Below are 20,636 nucleotides of genomic sequence, written 5' to 3' on the forward strand. Positions count from 1 at the left end.
GGAGGTGCTCTCTTGTAATAACTTCACTCTATTCAGTAGCGGGTCATATCCTGCAATCTTTATTAAACGGAGGCCAAGTATATATGATAGAACATGTAAAATACACACATTGCGATAAATTGTTGCATACAGCTGAGGAAATTGAAAAAAATGAAAGTATCCTTTGCCACCAAACAGGAATCAAAAAGAAGGGAAGTTATGACTGTTTCTATGCACTTGCTTATAAGCTTCGTAATCAATCACAGATCCCTCACAAATACTTCGAAATAGAGTCCTTACTTCTTTACAACGTCTCACTGAGTTCGGATCCCAATAGATATCAGGAATATGCTGTCTATAAAAGAGCAGAAGATGACAGTTACACAAAAGTAGAATCTATAACTGTGAACGGTCCTTCGAGTGTTTCCAATTTGGCGAGGATCTTGATGAGTATCAATAAACAGCCAATATCTAATTTTGTAGATCAAATCAAAGCTTATGATGATATGCTAACAGGACATGAATTCGAGATCTTCAAACAACGTTTTGCAGATTTCGAAGCTGCATACTAAAGAAGAAATTTTGAATGACATTAGAGAAGGAGGCATATCACCACAAAGCAGGGGGTTAGTAAATTGAGCATGATAAATTTTAAATTTAACGAATGGTTTTGTAGAAATTAATATTTGGTGGTTCATTAAAAGGAGTTATGTACTCATTCGATTACCGACCACCAAAGTTCATTTTATTATTTAATAGGGGATGATTACGTTGTCAATGTATCAAAGAAGATTAGACGCAATTATGGAGAATCATGACTGCAATACGTCAGAAGCTATTGAAATAATGAAGTTTGAATTTGCTCACGATGAATTGCCACTTGAAGACGAGATTGATCTAATCATGCGTGGCCCTGAAGAAGATGACTAAACACAATTATTATTTTGTGCGGCAGATCATCGAAGTTAAATGTGTAGTAGCTAACTAACAAAACAGATGGGAATGCATTATATAAGACTAACTTAATAAATTTATCAAACGCAATATCTAATTTAATCAAATAAACACTTCATCATGAAAATTATTAACTTGTAGATTTAGATTCTTAATATACTAAACGATCGGGTAAAATACAAACATATGATAGCCATATGATTTGATACTCAAAATCTCAATAGAATTGGATAAGGATTTTTCATATATGTGAGTTAATGAGAAGAGGCCGAGTCAACGAAAGTGACTCGACCTCCTCTATCCGTTAATGCGCATTTTTCGTCCTACAACCCAATAGGAGAAAAGAAAAGGATAACCCTTAACTAAATTATATAAGGGACAATAATAACCCGCAAATTTTTGAGCAATATATTTTATGCCTGTTCAAACAGCTGTTTAGGGATATCAATAATTTTGGACTATCTTCAAAATAATCACTTGCACCTTGCGAAGATAAAAATAAAGACAAAGATATTCATCCACTACTTTAAGAATTGATTAGTGGTATGGCAAGTGTCTTAGTTCTCATAAAAATATGGAAATATATGATTCTCCTTATTCTCTCTCCAGCAAGTGCATAGGAGAGCGTTCTATTCATTAGAAACACCTGACAAGGTCCTAAAGAAAATCAACACTATCAGTGTGTCTTTCTTTGGAAACTTGTCAGGTGTTTTTGTTTACACCTGAAACACAGATTATAAAAAAGGAGGCGATTTGTGTGATGCCTAATTAAGATCCAATGGAAATTATAATGATATGATTTAAGTAATGTGAAGCAGCTGATAACTGCTGTTACCGTAACCTATAGGTGAGGAGTCAATAAGAGAAAAACTCTACTTTATGGACTGAGACAACAATGAACAAATCGTGTGTTAGATATACGAGCAAGATTAATTAACCGCATATTGGTTAAGAGGGGCACCAGACAATGAATGCTGGCAGTCTCTCTTTTTATTTTCTTTCAACGAGGAGTGGTAAAGTGTTAGGAGCAAAGATTAATTACAAAAAAGCGATATCATATTTAACGAAGGATCTTCATGTTGAGTGGGTTCATAATCCTTTCTTAGATCGAATGTCCTTGACTCACTACACATCGGCAGCAATAAAAAATGAAGGGAAGATTGAAATCTATGGCGAGATGTATACCATAGATGAAATGGAGAAACTTTCAACTGAGACCGAGGGGAGAATATCAGAATTTACTTTTGGACCAGGAGGTAGCGAAGGGTACATTCTATTGTTAAAAATGGAATCCTGCCAAATATTGAAGGCAAAGACATTTGACCGTAACACATTTGAATTGTTCATGAATTGGGTGAATGCGTTGGAATCTTCTAATTACGAGGAAAATTACAGAAAGCTTTACGAAGCGGTTCCGGTAGGAAGTATTTTATATGTTGTGGATCTCAAGGCATCTGAGAAAAGAATATTACCCTACCGTCTAGAAAGATACGATCCACCCACTTCAGATGAATATCCCTTCCGTCTGGTAGATGTGAGTCCCGGAAGTTCTGGCACATACCTCTTATCCAAAGGGTGGGAGTCGTGGTCTAATATCTTTTATCGTATTGAAGATGCAATAGCATTTTTGAATAATAACAATTAGACGTAAATGAAGGCAGCCGTTAGTACGATGTAAAGCTCATAAATCAATTGTAATCGACAGATGAGTAATTAAGACGATGAGTAATTAACATGGATGATTAAAATCCTTTAGATTTGCTTTCAATCACAATACTGAATCACATATCTCCAATTACTAGATGAATTTTCACCCTACATGGTAATATACAGTAATCACCGAAAGGAGATATGATACAAATGTTTAAATTTGAAAATATATCTAGAGTTCTTCAATTAACAGACAACAATCAAGCGACATTAAAGATTGAACATTTAAATGAATTAGTAAAAGAAATAGATCCTGACGGCTTTCCAAATTCTGCGTATGATAAAAGTTGGAGGACTTGGTGGAGCAACAATAAATCGTCCCCCAAAAGACAATGTCACGCCTGGTTAAGTGTTGGATGGCAGACAGACGTATCAAAGAGTAAGCAAGGAGAATATATTACGTTCATAAGAGAATAGACGCTTAACAATAATCTAATTAAACTATATGTTTATAGAAAACCGGAAGGGAAAGCAGTTAGATGATTTATTGGAGTATGCAAACAATAGAAGCCTGGGAAGCAGCTCAATCTATAGGCTATTTAGAAGGTGAACCAGAGCGAGCGATGTTTCCTGATCCTTATGTATGGATGATACAACAAATGCATAAGAGATTGCCCAACTATAAAGGTGAGTATCCCATATGGCTATGGCCGAAGAAGCCCGACATGAGGAGTACTGGTCACTTCATCGGTGGAACGAAATGTGTAAGATTAACTTTGGATATTGATGAGAAAGATGTTCTTATTTCTGACTTCGATGGATGGCATATGGTGTTAAATAATTTTTTTAACTCAGATAATGAAAAAGAAGCTGAAGATTTTGATAATGGAAAACTAAGTACTACATTAGAAGAAAGCTGGGAACGAATTTTTGAGTTTGATAGGAATGTTGATACTAAATGGGCTGGAAATGGTGAATGGAGACAAGGAACAACAGGACGTATTTACTTGGATAAAGTGAAAAAGGTAGAACACTTTGTAACTCGAAAATCTGCAGATGAAAGTCGCATGAAATGAATGTAAGCAGGAGTTGAAAACAGCTGAGGGCAAAAGAGCCGATATCTTGTTAATAGGGGATATATAATCAAGGTCATTCAATCTAAATCAATGTAAATCAGATGAGAGGCGGGCACGCAATTTGCCCGCTTATTTTCACTTTCATCTAAGTTTCTGTCAGATATTTGATTGCCTCAGAAATATTTCGTACACCAATTAGTTCTATGTCACCAATTGAGAAAGCCTTTCGTACTTCTTCTATTTGCGCCTCTTGAAATTTCGGATAAAAGAAAACATCAGCATTCTCATTTACTGCCGTAAGGACTTTTAAATCAAGGTTCCCGATAGGCTTTATATCTCCGCCTCGTGTAATCCCGCCAGTGCCTGCGATTATCCTACCCTTAGACAAGTCAACGCTAGGCTCGAGCTTCTGGATAAGACCGAGTGTAAGAATAAATCCTCCAGATTCTCCTATATAAGTTCGATCAAGTTGTATCACATCATCATCATTCAGACCATCAAATGTGAATTGATGTTTCAAATATACTCCTAATGTTGCACGGCCACTACTGTCCATTTCTTTTATCTCAATAGGGATTCTAATAATATTGCCTTTCCGCTGCACCTTAACGGTTACGGTATCACCGATATGAAATGATTTAAGAAAAAAGTATATATCATCTGTAGATTCGATAGGCTCACCGTTCAATTCTATAATTTCGTCTCCAACTTGTAGCGGAACTCCAGTTTGAAACTTTTCGGGATGATGAATTACGATAGGTCGCGATATTTTTTCTTCCCATTCTATTTTATGATAGACCATAGCAGCCTTAATAATATCGTGTTTCATAAAGGGAACTAACTTCTTTCCAAGAATATTGAGATCGTTTTTAGTAAAATCAGTCACTGTATCTGATGAAGAAAAATGACTATTAGTATTTCTCAATTCATACCCATTGAGATTCAGTGCAAAACGGTTCCATCGTGTTGTTACCTCCACCTCTCTTACGTAGGTCATATGCAAGTTAGTTTTCAAGGAGATATTTTTTACCTTGGAGATCGGCTCTGCATTTATGAAGTCATCAATTTTAACAATATGACCTGGAGCGATCCAAGTCTCTGGTGAGGGGAGTGGTCGTTGAAGATACCACATAAAACCCACGGCAATCAATAGACACACGTTTATTATAGTCATTATTCTCACCATTCGTTTTCTTCGATTATATCGTTCCATCGTTCACCCCGTATTTAAGCGCCTGCTCCGATTATATATATAAACAGTTATGTAACCGATCAAAGAATCTACTAGTGTTGTAATTTTTTATCCAGTTAAATGGTACAATAATTCCACATATTGTGCATTAACCTAATTACCTAGCTCCGACCCCAGGATACGGACAATTCCAAACCCTGCATTTACTCGAAACTATGAATAAAGAAAATGATAGCCCATTATGAAAGGAATAGAAATGGTAATATACCTATCGATGTTTTTCTTGATACTTTGGATATAATGATTGAGTCAGGGGTTGACCTAACAAAAAAGAATAATCATGGTGAGACTTTGATTTCAAAGATTGAATCAATGGTTGATTCAGAGGATATCCTCCACCAGATTGAGGAACACATAGCTAAATACCAATATTAGCGAAATGCTTCGTGTCGCTCTTTCATGAAGATAATTGATATCATGTCTAGTCTTCATTAAGCTAGAAGGAAAGGTTAGTAAACAGCAAGAAGTAGTCTGCCGGTAGGCAGCTGCTTCTTTTTAATTTGGGTCGGGAACTTTGTTTCAACACGATCGTAAGTCACAGTCAAAAGTTCTTGTCCTGAGCCAGGTTACATACAGTTGAGATCGTGTCTTTATGATCTGATAACGGTTCTTGTTTTTTAAATTACGGTTCGTTTAAGATATAATAAATTCCATATCATATCAAATGAGAAAAGAGGCTTTCTTATGACCTCGATTATTGGTGATTATAATAATCGTCAAGAGGAGCTTAAAAAAACGCTCGAATTGATGTTAGAACATTTTGAAATGCTACCAGATGCCCCATACCAAGTTTTCAGGATAGAGGCTGAAATTCGCGATTACGAGTTACGGAAAGAACGCTTAAACCGTAAGTTCTCTTATCTATCTTGTAATCTTTGTAAGCAACCGATTTATGACGAAGACACCCCTGTAACTCTCGGCAGCAATGGTCACTTTCAAATATGTCCGCGTTGCATTAAAACAATTAATCAGGTGAAGGGGACTACAGAACTTGAGGAACAGTTTGGAATTACAAGCCCGGGAACTCTTAAACAAGATTGTAATGGTCCACTCCAACCACTGCAGGAAGTAGGGCTTGTGAGGAAATCAGAGAAATGCTGGCTGGTACATGAGATTGTTGGTGTCATCTTTTACCGTGTTGGACGAAAAAAACATAACGTAATGAATTCGTGGATCGATGAATTAATTAATCAGCTAGAGGTGCTGAGGAAACAGAAAAAGCTGCTGGAAGATCTACGACCATTTCCTGAATCCCATTCTCAGTTGTTTAGTCTCGAAGCACAAATCCAAGATCTACAAACAAAGGTGGATCGAGTTCAAGGGGGGAGACTGCCGTATCGTTGTTCCCAATGTGGAGTGTGGTTAAAAGAACTAGGTAAGCCCACATTCTTTGGTACGTATACGATATGCTCTAAATGTAAGGAAATCGTTACTAATGTAATGACAACCTCTGAGGCTGAGAAGAAGCATGGCCTCCCACTAGGTACAATTCGACGAGATAATGCCAGGGGACTTTTTGACCGTTATAAAGAAAGTGGTTTATTTCGACTATCAGGTAATATTTGGCTACTACATGACGTGGTAGTGCTGGATAAGTACAAAGAACTGAAAAGTGCGGAGTCTAGCCATAGCCCCAAAAATGATATTTCAGCTGATCTATTACAGAGGTCTGCTTCAATATTTAATAGATTGAATAAATGAGATAATTAAGAGAATATCAGTCTTCACTCGTTAGTTATCGCCATTGTCTGGTCTATAATAAGAACGAACTTATTCATCTTATAGAGGGAGTGATGGGGATGAACTACCGCCCGTTATCAATGCAGTCTTGCTGGAGGAGATTGCTGCTCGCTTAGATGATTCTAATCCAAATATGGAGAATCCTATAAGTGACTTACGTTTAGCTTTTAAACCTGGTGAATCTACCGGTGATCAGTTTATTGCACTACTGCATAGAGCGGCCAAACTCGGATTAATTTCAGGGGTTAGCTTTGTGTACCGGTACGATGGGGTTCCAGACGATGCAGTATGGACAGGAGCGAGGCTCCTGCTTGCAGGTGAAAACCTTCTAAGGAGATCAAGTTGAAAACGGTGCCTCTACTCGATATGTAGAGGCACCGTTTTCATTTGATTAATTACAGATACACAGTAAACTGAATACTAAATTGAATATTTGATTAATCATTAATTTGATCATTAAAATGATCATTGAATTGATCATATTTCAACACAATTACTTTCCATGAACTGGCTTTGATGATAGAATAAAAACATACCTTTTCTTATTAATTTTTGTTCTCGCTTGGGCATGAGGACCATTCTAACCAAAATACACTTCAACAAGTGATCAAACATGTTTTTTGCATGCTTCCCCCAGTTGGGTTTGATCATTGGTTGAGGTGTATTTTTTATTGCCTCTATAACCAAAATTCATTGAAGGAGTGGAATTAACTATGGAAGCTATTACTTATGATTTTCAAGGTTTAACCATCATCAAAATCGGAAATTCTTTAGAACATCCTAGATCACAATGTAGTTTGGAAATACCTAAGGAATATTCATTTGCTAAGGAGAGAGGCATGTTCTCAGTTGCTGGTCAGGAAGGAGTTTTCTTTATCAACAATGGTTTTATTTATGATGGGTTTCATATTCAGTCTGACTTGAAACCGAACTCACAAGTTTATCAGATTTTATATAAAGAAGCGTATGATCGAAAATTGAATCAACTGAATTCTCTTCGCTATTCTAATGGTTTCGGGCCTGTACATAATTTGGTAGGCTTTAATGTTCGCAAGGTGTCAGACGAAAAACCTTATATCGGTCATCTTCTAACTCATGTAATCACTGAAGACCTTTTTGAGTTTCATGAATGGTTATGTGATCCTAAACTTGTTACCGGTATATATCAGATTACAAACACTTCAGAGATTTTCTTTATTGGATCCACAAGCATCAATTTCCTTGGAGATGAAAACCAACATCCGCTTCTCGATAGGTTAGAGAAGATGTTTCCGCAAAGAAGAACCTCATTTGATGATTTAGATGAAGGCCCATTTAGTGGAGCTTTCCGAAGTGATGAAGATTACATATCTTACCTCGATGCCAGTCTGTTGAGATGAAAAGAGAAAATAGAATTTACGAAATGAAAGAATTTAATGTAACTAATAGGGCAAGAACAAGGGAAATGCGGTGCCCTAATGATTGTAATATCGATCATTTGATTATTGTGGAGAAACACATCTTTGTATAGAGCAGGATGCACTGAATTTATATGTTCGAATGGATCTAGATGGGACTTATACAAACTTGCATGCAGATGGAGCACCTGGTGTAACTAATTCAGCACATGATCACGCTGATGGCGGATGTTGCAATGAACCATATTGCCCTGAATGCAGCGTTGAATGTAAGGAAATAAATGTAGAGGAGGGCCTCTAACTGGGCTGTCTATGCCACTATATGTGAATGGGGTCATGTTTTTCCGGCATCAGGAATGATCACTTACGTTGATGCCAAAAAAGTTTCTAGTGAAGTGCCGGGATATTGCTTCATTCGAGCTGGATTTAAGAAAAAAGGCATCATTAAGCGTAGAAAACTTCTGTTATTTCAACTACCCATTGCAAAGAATTATCTAGCTAAGAGAAAAGTTGAGACAATCAATTACTGCCAGCAGCAACTTCAAATAGCTTTGGATTCAGGAGAATTTTATGAAGCATTATGGTTCCAACAGCTCGCACAAAAACAATTTGAATGGCTCGAACATTTACAATCTATGATAAAAGTTGGCAGATTAACGGCATGGAAGGACTACTATCAGCATATGGAACTCTGGGAACTGGAAGAAATGATTAGCCACTATGAAGGACTTGGAGAGTTTGTAGAAGACTGGGATTGACTCTGATTAATTACGACCAGAGTCATTGCCCTGACTTTTTTATCAATACTTCTTTCTAGAGTGCTTTCATTTACAGAAAATAATCATCTGATATAATAAAGAAAATTGAATACATGAACGGGGAAGCACCTCGATATTGGCATATGCCAATGTTGGGTGCTTTTTTTGTTTCTACCGTACACATTATTAATTAGAAAGAGATCAGGGAATTTCACTGAATTAGGAATTATAGTAATGGTAAACAGTCGATGCTCCCGACCGTATATTCACTATGACATAGGAGTAAAAAAAGAGCATTATAAATCATAAGATAATTTTTTGGTACCCTACTGACTCAACAGGGTATATATATTTCTTAGAAGAAGGAGGGCGATTCTAATAGTCGTATCTATATCCGATGTGAAATCTCGATTCACATACCTTCGTAGTGGTAGTAATGAAATCGATTTTCTCAAAATCTATCTACAGTTACTTCAAAACGAGCTGAAATATTTGGTTGACTTCTATAATGAGATTAACAAAAACGATTATCTTAAACAGTATCATCATCTTGAGTCGTTAATAGATAAAGTGATTGAACCTGATGAAGTTAAGATGTTCCAACAACAAAGCGACATTCTTTTAAGACGTATATCAAACTGTTCTTCTGACGCGAAAGAAGATATTATAGTTGAAATTCGTTTAATTAAGAGGAGAATTAAAGAGCTCTCCAACAGAGTGACCGATAGTTGATTTTTAGGTCACCTTTGGGTCACCTCTTCTCTTCTGGCCGGAATTAGAAAAAGAATAATCCACTATAGATAGGTGAAATAATGATAAACTAAGAAGACTAGAAGATTTTATTAGGCATAGAAAAGCCGATTAGAATAGCGAATCAGTTTTTTTAATAATTCTTGGAGAGTCCTGCCTAATTAGAATCAAATATACATCGACCTGAAGAAGAAAGAAAATCTATCCTGCATAATTTGAAAAAAGTGATTCTAAGTAACTTTGGAAAATACAAGAAGCACCAAATCACTGCATGCGCAATGATATGGTGCTTCCAGTACATAATTAATGAAGTTATAGTAAGGATTAGTATCGAAGTGTATTAGTTATAGTAAAATGGGTAATTCGAATTCTGAGTATTTTCTTTCGAAGGTAGGGATGGTTAATCCCCAGTATTCTGGTGATTCACCATCATCAAGAATACAAACGATCGCATCCCAGAGAATACAAAACAACTCATTTATAGAAGAAGCCTTATTCACCAGCTTCGTATAGAGTGTGTATCCGCCATAATCCTCAATAATATTCATCATTTGATGTATGCTAAACAATGGATATGAATTGTTTTGGTTTTCAGCAAACTGAATACGGTTCCCGATTACGAATGTCATCACAGGACTCGGTTCGTTTAATGAATTGAGAAAGAAATAAGAATCGCCTTCCTCGGGATGCCAAATTGTTCTCAGAATGAATTTATATTCTTCAGGCAGCTGCATGATAGTTTGAATGGATACCTGCATTAGGCTTCACGCTCCTTTTATGTTGAGAAGTCTGTATGTGATCATTCTATTAGGTTATTCGAAGGTTTTCATCTTTCGAGAGGGTTAAAAGGATAGTCTCAATGAAGAGGCTGGAGCTATAAATGATTACTGTGCAGAGCTATATTATAAAATGCAACTAGACAGTTCCAATAAACTATTGGTAACATATCTTCCTCCGCGGATGCTATGAAAAATTCGAATCTCACTTCGGAGAAATTGTTGCTACATCCAGAACTATTGTTGGTAAGGTTCAGAAAGAGTACTGCATATTCAAAATCTTCATTTTTATTGAAAGTGCAATTATATCTATGAAGTGTGGATGTGTGATATTTCCTCCACCATGTATCTATTCAGAATAATTAAAATAATTAATTTTTATTCTCTCTTTCCTAGAAACTATCTTATACACACTTCAGTAGCTTCAGGGTATATTATCTATGAATAAAAGTCTGAGTGAAGGGGAATATATATATTTTGACATAATAGATTATAGTTTTTAATGTAGAGGGTATAATTATATTTTGACATTTGCTGTCTTTACTAATTTTTGGGGTGGAATGATGATATGTTCGAATACGATACAATCTTAGATCCAGAGATAATTGGTAAGAATATCAGAAGGATTCGAAAAAGCAAAAAAATCACCATTATTCAACTTTCTCAAGTCCTAGGTTATGCAACAGGAAAATTAAGTAACATCGAGAAGGGGAAAAGAGCGAAGTTCCCTTATGAGGAATTAGTGCAGATTGCAAATGCATTAAATGAACCCGTAGAAGTATTCTTAGCTGACGAATCAGATTCTTTTTCTGATGAGCTTGAAAGTTTGAAACAAGCAATAAGTTTTGCAAAACATAAACTAAGTGCAGGACTTCTTCATGGTTTAAATGAAACGCTGGATGAGTTGCAACAACGAGCTGAAAAAATACCTAATAATAAGATGCTTATTCACCTACATTTTGTATGGGCTGAATACTATCGCGACGTTTCTGACCTAGATTTAGCTCAGGATTACTATAGGGAAACGATCTCTGCAGCAGAAAGTTCGGACTGTGACATCGTCGAACTGAAAATGCGATCCTTTAATGGGTTAGCGTCTCTACTAGTAAAAGAACAGAAACTATTTGAGGCCATTGAAGTATTAAGGGAAGCCCTGAATTATGCAGACAAAAATACCGAAGTGTTAAGTCTTGATTATTCAAATGTGCATTTTAATCTAACGATTATCTATTTACACATAGGATACTTAGATCTTGCTCAGTACCACGTGCACTCATGCATGGAGATCACAAAAGGAAAAAACGAGCAGGCTTATTATCATGCATCGTATTTGCTGTCCATTACTTACTGGATTCGAGGTAGATATCAGAAAGCCAAAACACTTTTGCTTGATTCAATGAATTGGTTTCAACGACAAAAAGATCTAAGCAGTCTGTTTAATTCCTTGGAACTCATTTTTATTCTACACAAGGTTCGCCCAGGGATTTTATTCCAATATATGTTTTCAGACCTTAAAGAATTTTTTCAGTTGAATGTACCATCTAATATCATTCCGCAAAAACTAAAATGTTTATATCGTTTGATTGAAATAGAGATTAAGAACGATAATTATGAAGATGCTAGAGAAATGATTGAGACCTGCAAAAAATATATTGATATACATGGTATTCAGAATGGATTTAGAGCCTATGAATTGGACGCACTTCTTATATCAAAAACTACGCAGGACATATTTCAAGAGCAAGTGGCACTTGAGAAGGCGTTAGATTTCTTTAGCATAGAAGATAAATCACCGGAGAAAGCTGTTTTACTTTATAGGCTGGGAAGATTGAATTCTGTGAGAATGAATCCTCTTATTGATGAAGCATTAACCATCTTCGAGGAAACACATTCTGAAAAGAACTACCTTGAATGCTCGCTATTAACTATTTTACCTCAGCCGAGGTACTAAAATGCTTGCATAGTTATCTACTTTAAACCATCATATAAATTTTTGTTAAAATGGTTTAAGTAGATGAGGAAGGCGTGGGGAAAATGAAGTCTGTCATATCTAAATTTGTTAAAACAATTACTATACAAGAATATTTCTGCACTCTAAGTCCATTTCATAATAACGATAATTTTGAATCCATTGAGGGCTATTTCCAAAGTAGATCCATGAAGTCCCTTATCTTATCTAGATTAGACAAAAGGGCATCAGATAATAAACAGATCATTATTACTGATCATGCTTTACAAAGATGGAATGAGCGAGTAAGTAGTAGCCGGATGAATTTTTTTTGCTTGCAAGGAAAACTAAACTTACTTTTTAACCAATTCGGCCGAGTAGAACTTCAACCTAATGGTGTTGGCATTATTGATCGGGAGATCATTTTTACATATGAAAATGATGATGAGAACATTATAATCACAACATTTTACGGTCGGTTATCTCAAATCCATTCATTACATCATTTTGAGGCGTTGCGAAATTATAACGCATATTCATCTGAATTTCTTGATCTGGACCTAAGTCCTGAAAGCCTCAATACATTACCTGTTCCTCCAATTCCGTTTCAACGGATGATTTTTCGAGGTAATACATCGACATATCTTATAGAGAAATATACCGATGGATCAGTGGACTTTTTCGTACTAATTGTATTGGAAGGCGCGGATAGTGGATCGGTAAGAGAGTTTTACTCAAATCAACCCGGAGGGGTGAAACTTGAAAAGAGCGTACGTCGGGCTCTCCTTCTACTTGGGAATGAGGAGTTTGTATATCGATATGTGGAAATCCATCACCCACACGAGCTGCGCAAGCAATTGGATAGGCTAAATAACAGATTTTAAAAGAAAAAACACCTTGAGTTTTTTGGTCAAGACCCCATTTAGTGGACATTGAAAAAACACCTATCCAAACTGACGTCGATATTCTATCGGCGTCAGTTTGTTTAATTTACGCTGCGGCCGTCTTCGATTGTAAAAACGGATATATTTCTCGATTCGGCTTTGTGCCTCTAGCAGATTTCGTATATCATAAGGATAGAGTCCTTCCGTTTTGAGATGCGAGAAGAAACTCTCCATAGAGGCATTGTCTAGACAATTGCCCCGGCGAGACATGCTGATTTGGGCGCCAACCTTCGGCAGCATGTCGTGGTAGGCATGAGACGTGTACTGGAATCCTTGGTCGCTGTGAACGATCAATTCAGTCACGTTTTTTTGCTTGGAGAACGCTTTGGCAAATGTTTGAAGCACCAACTCATTGTCATTCCGCTGACTAAGTTCGTAAGCCACAATTTCGTTGTTGAATAGGTCTTTCACGGCTGAAAGATAGAGCCAGCGCTCGCCAACCCGATATTGAGTCACATCTGTCACCCACTTCTGGTTTGGTTTTTCGGCAGTGAACTTCCGCTGAAGCAGATTCTCAGCTACACGTTCGGCAGCCTTATAAGTCATGTTAAATCGACGTTTCTGGCGAATGCTCGCTCGAAGGCCAAGGTTTTGCATCAGGCGTAGCACCTTCTTGTGGTTCATCCAAACCCCTTCATCTTGCCACAAGAACAGTTGAACCTGTCGATATCCATACTTTCCTTCGTATCGTTGGTACACTTTGCGAATGAGTTGTTTAGCCTCGGCATCTCGATCTTCCCTTTTCCGCTTCAAATAGGCGTAGTAACCACTTTTAGAGACACCAAGAAGCTGACATTGTTCGACTACTTGGCCGATGTCCGCCGTTTGTTCGATGAGCTTGAATCGTTGTTCTTTTCCTCCCGCATCCAGATTTTCAAACACTTTTTTAGCATCGCATTTTCCCGTTTCAATTGTTGAACATATCGCTCCTGATCTATGTATTCCTTCCGCCTTCCACGTTGATCCAACAGACCAAATTCACCCTTTTCACGATATTTACGCATCCACCGCTTCATTCGACCCTCATCTTGAATTCCGAAATGGTCGTTGATTTGTCGATAGGTCCATTTCTCTTCTATGTGCAAACGAATGGCCTCCAACTTGAGTTCCTCAGAATATGTCCTAAACTTTTGACCTTTGATCGCCATACAAAAATGCACCCCCTAGAATTTCATCGGTTAAACCCAGGGGTTTTTCCAATGTCCATTCTAAGGGGTGCAGTTCATTTCCTCAATGGTGTTTTTTCTTTTAGTCGGCACGCCATACTTGTCTATTGCGCCCGCGACTTTGCTTCTTCTGTTTCTCTTCCTTTTTCTTGTAACCCAGGAAAGTGGCTAATTGATTCTTCTCCTGCAGCGTGATTTGAAGATCGTTAAAAAGAAGGCCTTCTAATTCCTCCCAAGCGCTTTGCAACGCTTTTACTTCTTTGTCTTTTTCCTCATTAAGTAATACTAGTTCCTCAATGGTGACTTTATTTTTATTTTTGGGGTTGAATTTAGAATAATCAATCGGATCTCGAGTCGAAACAATTTCTATGAGGTCGCGAAGAAGTTCTAACTTTCTTTTGTTATTTGAGTGCGCCTTTGTCTCAAGTTCATTCATTCTCAAGGAACACCCTCCCTTCTTAATGTCAAACAATGCGTTATTCTTGGAATGATTAATGCCTAGTTTTTATTCTGATTCATTAATCTTAATCTATGTAGCAGCTGACTCCTATACCTGCTTTACTTTATTGTACCTTGATTTTGTTACAACACTCAAATTTAAAACTATAGAACCCCTGCATCTTCACTCAACATTATAATGGGATGACAAATTCTAAATATAACTAGTAGAGACGGTAAACAAAGTGTTATAATTATTGTATACCTTTAACTTTCCTTTTAAATTACTTCCTGCATGCGCGAGGAAGCATTCTATTGTTAAATTCCCGATTAACCGATGAATAGGCTATTTCTATAGCATTACAAAAATTTGACCAAATGCATCTTTCTAGATGAAGAAGACACTTTTTTCGTGTCATATTCTCTGGGAAGGTGCTTTTTTTATTATAGATATTTAATGAGCGAAGGAGGTTTTAATTGATTTAACCAATGCAAAATAATTAATAGCTATGTACCGATATCATACTTAAGAGGTGGTTTATATGTTGAATAAAAGTAAACTTTATTCCCGAAGAAAGATGATTTTTAATGTTACTATTCCAGTACTTTTCTCTTTCGAGATGTTATTATCTTTTAGCGTAGTATTCTTCCTACTAAATACGAGCACAGCAAACCCTTTGTATAATAATTTTGTCTACTCTCTATTTAGTGCTGTTTTATGCCCGATAATATTACATGCTGCATATACTGTTCTATATATAATGTGTGGCAGATATTTTACCCGTAGTGTTAAAGACAATGAATGGAATTACATTAAAAGCAAAAATCTAATACATTATACTAATCATTTGTCTGGAGATGTTGTTAAGGAAAATAAGGTTACAGGAATTATTCAACTTCACGGCAATTCAAGTTTTCGCTCGAACTATTCGATGAAGCGAGGAGAAAGTGGAGATAAGTTTGTTTGGTTTCACCTCTGTGATGAAAGGAACGAAAACGAGCCTTATTTTCCTTCTTTTAAGAATGCACATTTGTTAGAGAATGGGCCTAGAACTTATAAAGTTATCATACCAGCATCCGAACTTCAAAGAGAAAATGTTTATATTCGTCCATGGGATAAAGCAATTGTTGTAAAAGGTAATTATGAAGGACGCGCATCGATTGAAACCTCTTTTAATTGGTTTGATGATCGCAAGTACTACAGGCATTGTATAGTACCGATTAATGCTTTCTTTTTAATGTTTTACGTAAGTTACAGACAGCTCACTGGCGCTGCTAAAGATAAGAAATTAAAATTAAATGCTGCAGTTGATTAAGTTCACAAACAGTAAGGGAATAGATTTTATTCTCTTACTGTTTTTTATTTGTTCCGAAGCAACGATGGTAAGAAGCAGACTACAAGTTATATTATTGGTGGTCTTGCGGGATTATCGTTAATTATCTTTTTAGGATCATTCTCAACCACTGAACATTCCCCAACCGCATCAACAGTACCTAATGTTGAGACTAATACAGTTGAACAAGTGAACAAAAATTCGGATCAAGCAACGACGGAAGTTGTTAGAACTTCTGAGGATGTAAGTGAAGAAGCTAAACCAAAAGAAACAACAGAAGTGAATACAAATGACAATTCTGAACCTATTGGCAGTGGAAGGCTTCCTGCTACTCTTATAGAAGTGATTGATGGAGATACACTTCATGTAGAGGTAGAAGGAAGAGAAGAGAAAGTACGATTGCTGCTTATCGACACACCAGAAACTGTACATCCACAAAAAGAAGTTCAGCCTTTCGGGAAAGACGCATCTAATTTCGTGAAGAAACAAACTAATAAAGGGGACATCGAACTAGAGCTCGATGTATCTGAACGTGATAAATACGGGAGACTACTGGCCTATGTATGGGTAAATGATAAGATGCTAAATGAACAGTTGTTAGAGTATGGTTTAGCACGTGTGGCATACATATATCCACCGAATACAAAGTATGTTGATCAGTTTGAGGAGATCCAAAAAACAGCGCAGAAAGCATCTAAAGGAATATGGAGTATAGAAAATTATGTCCAGGAGGAAGGGTTTGTTGAGCCAGAGCCTGAGATAAAAGCACCTGTCATCGTTAAGGAAGAACCTATAATCGAAGAAGAACCACAAGTAGAGGTTGTCGAAGAAGAGGTAGTTTCAAACGTTTACTATAAGAATTGTTCAGCAGTTAGGGCGGCTGGAGCTGATCCCATTTATGCAGGGGATCCAGGATATAGCACTCACTTAGATCGAGACGGGGACGGCGTCGGATGTGAGAAATAGAGACACATAATTTTGTTAATAGTAGTACAGCTCAGGTTTAGGAGAGCGGAACGACAGAGTAAAATGTAAAGCATAAGCCCAATGTTAATGTACTTATGATTCTGAGAATCTACAGAAACCTGTGCTTGTCTAGCCAACAAACTGTGAAGTATAATTAGTAAAAGTAAACTGAATACTCGAAACTGGAAGCACCAGTTACAGCGCAACAGCTGTATCTGGTGCTTCTTTTTTTGTTTTTAGGAGGGGGATAAATAAGATTTTCATTTATATTCAAGAAATATACAAAAAGGATGGTGACACATGGAAGAAACATCTTTCACCGACTCTAAAACCGCAGAGACCATGCCTCCGAGCTTGCGTTCGTTTACGAGAAAATGGTGGGTAGACAATCGTGAACGACTGGCTGAATGGTACCGTATTTATTTCCACACAATAGCGGTTACTATTCTCATCTTTGTTAACCTTTGGTTAGGATACTCGTCATTCTTAATATTTTTCGCTCAGTGGTTTAATGTTGATTCAGGTCCGATTGGATTCTTTAATCTATTTTTAGAAAATCCTAATGGACCTTATGTTTCCCTGCTAGAATTCTTTTATGTTCCGTTGCATCACAATCTCGCACTTTGGATTATCGTTGTGCTCAATCTTCCATTATTGACTTGGTTGTACTCGACGACTACGCAGCCAATTATGAAGGGCTATGACACATGGATTAGCTGGACATCGAGGCGTGGGCGCAAAGGAGCTGCTATTTTATCGGGGATACCTTTTATACTTACATTTTGTTCTATTTTTGCGTGGTACGTCAGACAATATTTGTTTGATTTCTTTACAACAGTTCAGTCCGATAAGGACTACCTAGTCGTGAGATCAATGGAAAGCTTCGGCTATGTTCTTATGTGTGTACCGGTTTTCATATCATTATTCTCGGTGTATCTAATTGCGAAAGAATTTTATCGTAATGAAGACGTGCAAGACATGTTTTATAAGTGGGAGTTCGGATTACTCGCAAGCCAATCGTTTACTCTTCGTGGTAAAACATGTGACGTCATTGTCGGTTGGGAAAAAGATACGAACAAACCCATTGTTCTAAGTGAAAACTCCCGGTATCTTCACGAATTGATTGTAGGTGCTACAGGCACAGGTAAAACATCCACGTCTATTCTCATTCGTATTACTCAGGATTTGATCAGGATAGCACGCGGAAGACGTATGGGTATTGTCGTATTAGAACCAAAGGGTGATTTGATCAGAGATGTTCAGAAACTCTGTAAGCAGCTTGGAATTCCTGCCCATAAAATCAAAATTGTTGACCCGACAGACCTTGTTCGCTCCATCAAATTTAATCCGTTCGTTGGTCCACTAGAGGCAGCTGCTGAAACATTCCGAGGTGTGCTTGATGCACTTGCCGGAGATCAGGATGAGTTTTTTAAAGGACAACAAAATGAGACAGCAAGCTTATACACTATGCTGGGTAAAATCCGTTATGGAAATTTGTTTTCCATTGTTCAGATGCAGCAGATGTATAGCGACCCTAGATATCTTGCGAATATGACGGAACAGGTTAGAGCAGCAATTGATAAAGAATTAATGACAGCAGATTTAGATCCTGATAAGAAATCTGATCTTGAACGTTATGATCGTATAGTTTCTTATTTTGAGAATGACATATTGGATTACAAGACTTATCGCGAGAAAGACGGTTCAGTTCATCCAGTCGTTTATCAATCTGGGCATAAGTATGAAGGATACCAAGTCGTTGAGAACAAGAAGGATAAGTTCGTAACCGGAGCTAAAAAATACCTAAACGACATTGTCATGAATACAATGCTTTCACAGTTAATGGTAGCCAACGAAGGAGAGCAAGCGCTTGATATCGATAAGTTTCTGGAAGAAGGCGGTGTTCTCCTTGTAAACACAGCTCTAGGCGAATTGGAAGAATTGAGTTTATCGTTCGGTCAATTTTTTATCCGACAATTTCAGTCCAGCGTCTTCCGTCGACCACCAGATGAGAGTGGTATTAAAAGATGTCCTATTTTCTTCAACATTGACGAATTCCCGCTCTATATAAACGAGGCATTTGTCCGCTTACTTACACTTGGACGTTCATTTAAGGTCGGGACACTAATTGCTATCCAGTCTCTGGGCCAGTTGAAGGTAGTTAAGCAAGGTTTTGACAACACAGTCATGAACTCTGCTCGTAATAAAACGGTGTTTGGTGGTGGAGAATTCGAAGATAACGAAAGATTTTCAAAACATTTCGGAGAAGAACCACAGGTAGAAGAGTCTATGAATGAATCGACCACACCGGTAAGTATGCCTAACCAATCCTGGGGCATGCGTTACAATACACAACGTAAACTTGCTGCTCGCTTCTCTCCGACAGATATCAAAGAGCAGGAGTTCAAACATTTCATTGTCGATTTAGTTGATGGAGATGGTAGTGTCCGCTCTCCGATTATGTCTTATGGTAAGTTTATTAATGAAACGAAATTCATAAAAAAGTTTGTTAATATAGGTCAAATCGAATTTGAAACGAAGAATCACAAACCGATTGCCGTAACGGCTCACATGCTTTCACACATGAATTTACTTAGACCTTTATTCAATGATACGAATGCTGGTGAGCAGGGACCAAGGCAAATGGTGCAAGAATCGGCAAGTGAGACAATAGAGAAAACGGATGTTGAAATGCTTCCAACCTCTCCTGCCGAGCAGCAGCAGATTGTAGCTGCGCCTTTAAATCCAGCTCCTGTACCTGTCAGCACTACAACTTCGGCAGGGCTTCAAAATGTCGAAAGGAATGAATCCTTGCCTTTGACTGGAACTGAACATCATAGTGTGTCAAACTATGTGTCTAAGTCTAATTATGAGGAATCTCCCATCGAAGTTGAGCTTCATCCTATTGAGGATGATGAAGAACATTCCAGCACAAAAGTATCACTTACTCCTGAAGAGGAGGCTGAATACAGCTTTTTTACAGATAATACGATGGAAAGAGAGAGAGAATCCTTTGAACAAGATGTCGTGGCAGATGTGAGTAAGGAGGACGGAAGCGAAAGTAATAATTCTGATGGCACCGGATTGCCTGCAGAAATGGAAAAATCCTTAAACACTCTCTTTGATCAACTTGATGTGAATCAGACTGTTACAGAAGAGCATAATTCTCTTCTCCCAGCTGATGAAACATCAACAGATGGATGGACTCTAGAAGATATTGAAATAGATAGCTCTAAACAGGTGGCGGTATTGCTGCCAACTTCCCCTGGTGAAGTAGCCGCTCCTTCTGATCAGATTGAGGAATCTTCTGATGAGCCACAAAAAGTTCCGCCAGTAGATCCTGAGATTTTCGACCTTGTTGCCCCTGATAAAAGAGGAAACCGGCAAACTCAACAGGAAATAGCACTCACAAAATTTGCTCAACTGGCGGATACTGAGGTCGATGATGATTAATAGTTGACAAGTTTCCCCATGAGAACTATCATTAAAGTAATCAAATAGACCGGAA

The 20,636-nt window shown here is 37.5% G+C and carries 18 protein-coding genes; 13 read left to right on the plus strand and 5 right to left on the minus strand.

What is annotated here, in order from left to right; translation table 11 throughout:
* The first annotated feature begins 83 nt into the window (after positions 1–83).
* The 5 genes from BLW49_RS24755 (at position 84) to BLW49_RS24770 (ending at position 3,659) form a co-directional block, all read left to right on the plus strand.
* Complete coding sequence (locus tag BLW49_RS24755; RefSeq protein ID WP_090727526.1) at positions 84–551, plus strand: hypothetical protein; 468 nt, start codon at positions 84–86, stop codon at positions 549–551.
* Positions 552–750: 199 nt separating this feature from the next.
* Positions 751–909 carry a hypothetical protein gene (locus tag BLW49_RS28945; RefSeq protein ID WP_170862567.1) on the plus strand — a complete coding sequence of 53 codons (159 nt, stop codon included), beginning with the start codon at positions 751–753 and terminating at the stop codon, positions 907–909.
* 991 nt (positions 910–1,900) lie between these two features.
* Complete coding sequence (locus BLW49_RS24760) at positions 1,901–2,578, plus strand: hypothetical protein (protein ID WP_090727527.1); 678 nt, start codon at positions 1,901–1,903, stop codon at positions 2,576–2,578.
* A 215-nt stretch (positions 2,579–2,793) separates the two neighbouring features.
* Positions 2,794–3,060 carry a DUF7662 domain-containing protein gene (locus BLW49_RS24765; RefSeq protein WP_090727528.1) on the plus strand — a complete coding sequence of 89 codons (267 nt, stop codon included), beginning with the start codon at positions 2,794–2,796 and terminating at the stop codon, positions 3,058–3,060.
* A 62-nt stretch (positions 3,061–3,122) separates the two neighbouring features.
* The gene (locus tag BLW49_RS24770; protein WP_090727529.1) at positions 3,123–3,659 is read left to right on the plus strand and encodes a DUF3841 domain-containing protein; all 537 of its coding nucleotides are present in this window, start codon (positions 3,123–3,125) and stop codon (positions 3,657–3,659) included.
* Positions 3,660–3,804: 145 nt separating this feature from the next.
* Here BLW49_RS24770 and BLW49_RS24775 read toward each other — a convergent pair whose 3' ends face one another.
* The gene (locus tag BLW49_RS24775; RefSeq protein ID WP_090727530.1) at positions 3,805–4,872 is read right to left on the minus strand and encodes a PDZ domain-containing protein; all 1,068 of its coding nucleotides are present in this window, start codon (positions 4,870–4,872) and stop codon (positions 3,805–3,807) included.
* Between the two features lie 723 nt (positions 4,873–5,595).
* Between BLW49_RS24775 and BLW49_RS24785 the strand changes: the two genes are divergently transcribed.
* From BLW49_RS24785 to BLW49_RS24800, 3 genes are all read left to right on the plus strand, one after another.
* Complete coding sequence (locus BLW49_RS24785) at positions 5,596–6,612, plus strand: helix-turn-helix domain-containing protein (RefSeq protein ID WP_090727534.1); 1,017 nt, start codon at positions 5,596–5,598, stop codon at positions 6,610–6,612.
* Between the two features lie 752 nt (positions 6,613–7,364).
* Positions 7,365–8,030 carry a hypothetical protein gene (locus BLW49_RS24795; RefSeq protein WP_090727537.1) on the plus strand — a complete coding sequence of 222 codons (666 nt, stop codon included), beginning with the start codon at positions 7,365–7,367 and terminating at the stop codon, positions 8,028–8,030.
* 374 nt (positions 8,031–8,404) lie between these two features.
* On the plus strand, positions 8,405–8,806 hold the full coding sequence (locus BLW49_RS24800) for a hypothetical protein (RefSeq protein WP_090727539.1): 402 nt from the start codon (positions 8,405–8,407) through the stop codon (positions 8,804–8,806).
* Between the two features lie 1,094 nt (positions 8,807–9,900).
* Here the strand turns inward: BLW49_RS24800 and BLW49_RS24810 are convergent.
* Positions 9,901–10,314, minus strand: coding sequence for a hypothetical protein (locus tag BLW49_RS24810; protein WP_090727542.1), 414 nt, complete (start codon positions 10,312–10,314; stop codon positions 9,901–9,903).
* Between the two features lie 586 nt (positions 10,315–10,900).
* Here BLW49_RS24810 and BLW49_RS24815 point away from each other — a divergent pair.
* Complete coding sequence (locus BLW49_RS24815) at positions 10,901–12,283, plus strand: helix-turn-helix domain-containing protein (protein WP_090727543.1); 1,383 nt, start codon at positions 10,901–10,903, stop codon at positions 12,281–12,283.
* Positions 12,284–12,357: 74 nt separating this feature from the next.
* Positions 12,358–13,164: a hypothetical protein gene (locus BLW49_RS24820; RefSeq protein ID WP_143042159.1), complete on the plus strand. Its 807-nt coding sequence runs from the start codon at positions 12,358–12,360 to the stop codon at positions 13,162–13,164.
* Positions 13,165–13,224: 60 nt separating this feature from the next.
* Here BLW49_RS24820 and BLW49_RS24825 read toward each other — a convergent pair whose 3' ends face one another.
* The 3 genes from BLW49_RS24825 to BLW49_RS24835 all read right to left on the minus strand — a co-directional run bounded on the left by BLW49_RS24825 (position 13,225) and on the right by BLW49_RS24835 (position 14,832).
* Positions 13,225–14,106 carry an IS3 family transposase gene (locus BLW49_RS24825; protein ID WP_090727547.1) on the minus strand — a complete coding sequence of 294 codons (882 nt, stop codon included), beginning with the start codon at positions 14,104–14,106 and terminating at the stop codon, positions 13,225–13,227.
* A complete protein-coding gene (locus BLW49_RS24830; RefSeq protein ID WP_090727549.1) occupies positions 14,028–14,372 on the minus strand; it encodes a helix-turn-helix domain-containing protein in 345 nt (114 codons plus the stop codon). The genes BLW49_RS24825 and BLW49_RS24830 overlap by 79 nt, the downstream gene beginning before the upstream one ends.
* A 100-nt stretch (positions 14,373–14,472) precedes the next feature.
* Entirely contained in the window at positions 14,473–14,832 is a 360-nt protein-coding gene (locus tag BLW49_RS24835) for a hypothetical protein (protein ID WP_143042160.1), read from the minus strand.
* A 538-nt stretch (positions 14,833–15,370) separates the two neighbouring features.
* Here BLW49_RS24835 and BLW49_RS24840 point away from each other — a divergent pair.
* From BLW49_RS24840 to BLW49_RS24850, 3 genes are all read left to right on the plus strand, one after another.
* Positions 15,371–16,144 (plus strand): hypothetical protein, encoded by a 774-nt coding sequence (locus BLW49_RS24840; protein WP_090727552.1) that lies wholly within the window; start codon positions 15,371–15,373, stop codon positions 16,142–16,144.
* A gap of 48 nt (positions 16,145–16,192) precedes the next feature.
* Complete coding sequence (locus BLW49_RS24845) at positions 16,193–17,128, plus strand: thermonuclease family protein (RefSeq protein ID WP_244533609.1); 936 nt, start codon at positions 16,193–16,195, stop codon at positions 17,126–17,128.
* A gap of 300 nt (positions 17,129–17,428) precedes the next feature.
* Positions 17,429–20,581, plus strand: coding sequence for a TraM recognition domain-containing protein (locus BLW49_RS24850; protein WP_090727554.1), 3,153 nt, complete (start codon positions 17,429–17,431; stop codon positions 20,579–20,581).
* The last annotated feature ends 55 nt before the right edge of the window (positions 20,582–20,636 follow it).

Origin of the sequence: Paenibacillus sp. PDC88 (genome assembly GCF_900106725.1) — a bacterium.
Lineage (GTDB): Bacteria > Bacillota > Bacilli > Paenibacillales > Paenibacillaceae > Paenibacillus > Paenibacillus shunpengii.

Excerpts from the sequence above, each read along its gene's own strand:
- BLW49_RS24815 (WP_090727543.1), top strand. The coding sequence starts at position 10,901 with ATGTTCGAATACGATACAATCTTAGATCCAGAGATAATTGGTAAGAAT.
- BLW49_RS24840 (WP_090727552.1), top strand. The coding sequence starts at position 15,371 with ATGTTGAATAAAAGTAAACTTTATTCCCGAAGAAAGATGATTTTTAAT.
- BLW49_RS24775 (WP_090727530.1), bottom strand. The coding sequence starts at position 4,872 with ATGGAACGATATAATCGAAGAAAACGAATGGTGAGAATAATGACTATA.
- BLW49_RS24830 (WP_090727549.1), bottom strand. The coding sequence starts at position 14,372 with ATGGCGATCAAAGGTCAAAAGTTTAGGACATATTCTGAGGAACTCAAG.
- BLW49_RS24800 (WP_090727539.1), top strand. The coding sequence starts at position 8,405 with ATGATCACTTACGTTGATGCCAAAAAAGTTTCTAGTGAAGTGCCGGGA.
- BLW49_RS24760 (WP_090727527.1), top strand. The coding sequence starts at position 1,901 with ATGAATGCTGGCAGTCTCTCTTTTTATTTTCTTTCAACGAGGAGTGGT.
- BLW49_RS24785 (WP_090727534.1), top strand. The coding sequence starts at position 5,596 with ATGACCTCGATTATTGGTGATTATAATAATCGTCAAGAGGAGCTTAAA.
- BLW49_RS24765 (WP_090727528.1), top strand. The coding sequence starts at position 2,794 with ATGTTTAAATTTGAAAATATATCTAGAGTTCTTCAATTAACAGACAAC.
- BLW49_RS24755 (WP_090727526.1), top strand. The coding sequence starts at position 84 with ATGATAGAACATGTAAAATACACACATTGCGATAAATTGTTGCATACA.
- BLW49_RS24795 (WP_090727537.1), top strand. The coding sequence starts at position 7,365 with ATGGAAGCTATTACTTATGATTTTCAAGGTTTAACCATCATCAAAATC.
- BLW49_RS24770 (WP_090727529.1), top strand. The coding sequence starts at position 3,123 with ATGATTTATTGGAGTATGCAAACAATAGAAGCCTGGGAAGCAGCTCAA.
- BLW49_RS24850 (WP_090727554.1), top strand. The coding sequence starts at position 17,429 with ATGGAAGAAACATCTTTCACCGACTCTAAAACCGCAGAGACCATGCCT.
- BLW49_RS24810 (WP_090727542.1), bottom strand. The coding sequence starts at position 10,314 with ATGCAGGTATCCATTCAAACTATCATGCAGCTGCCTGAAGAATATAAA.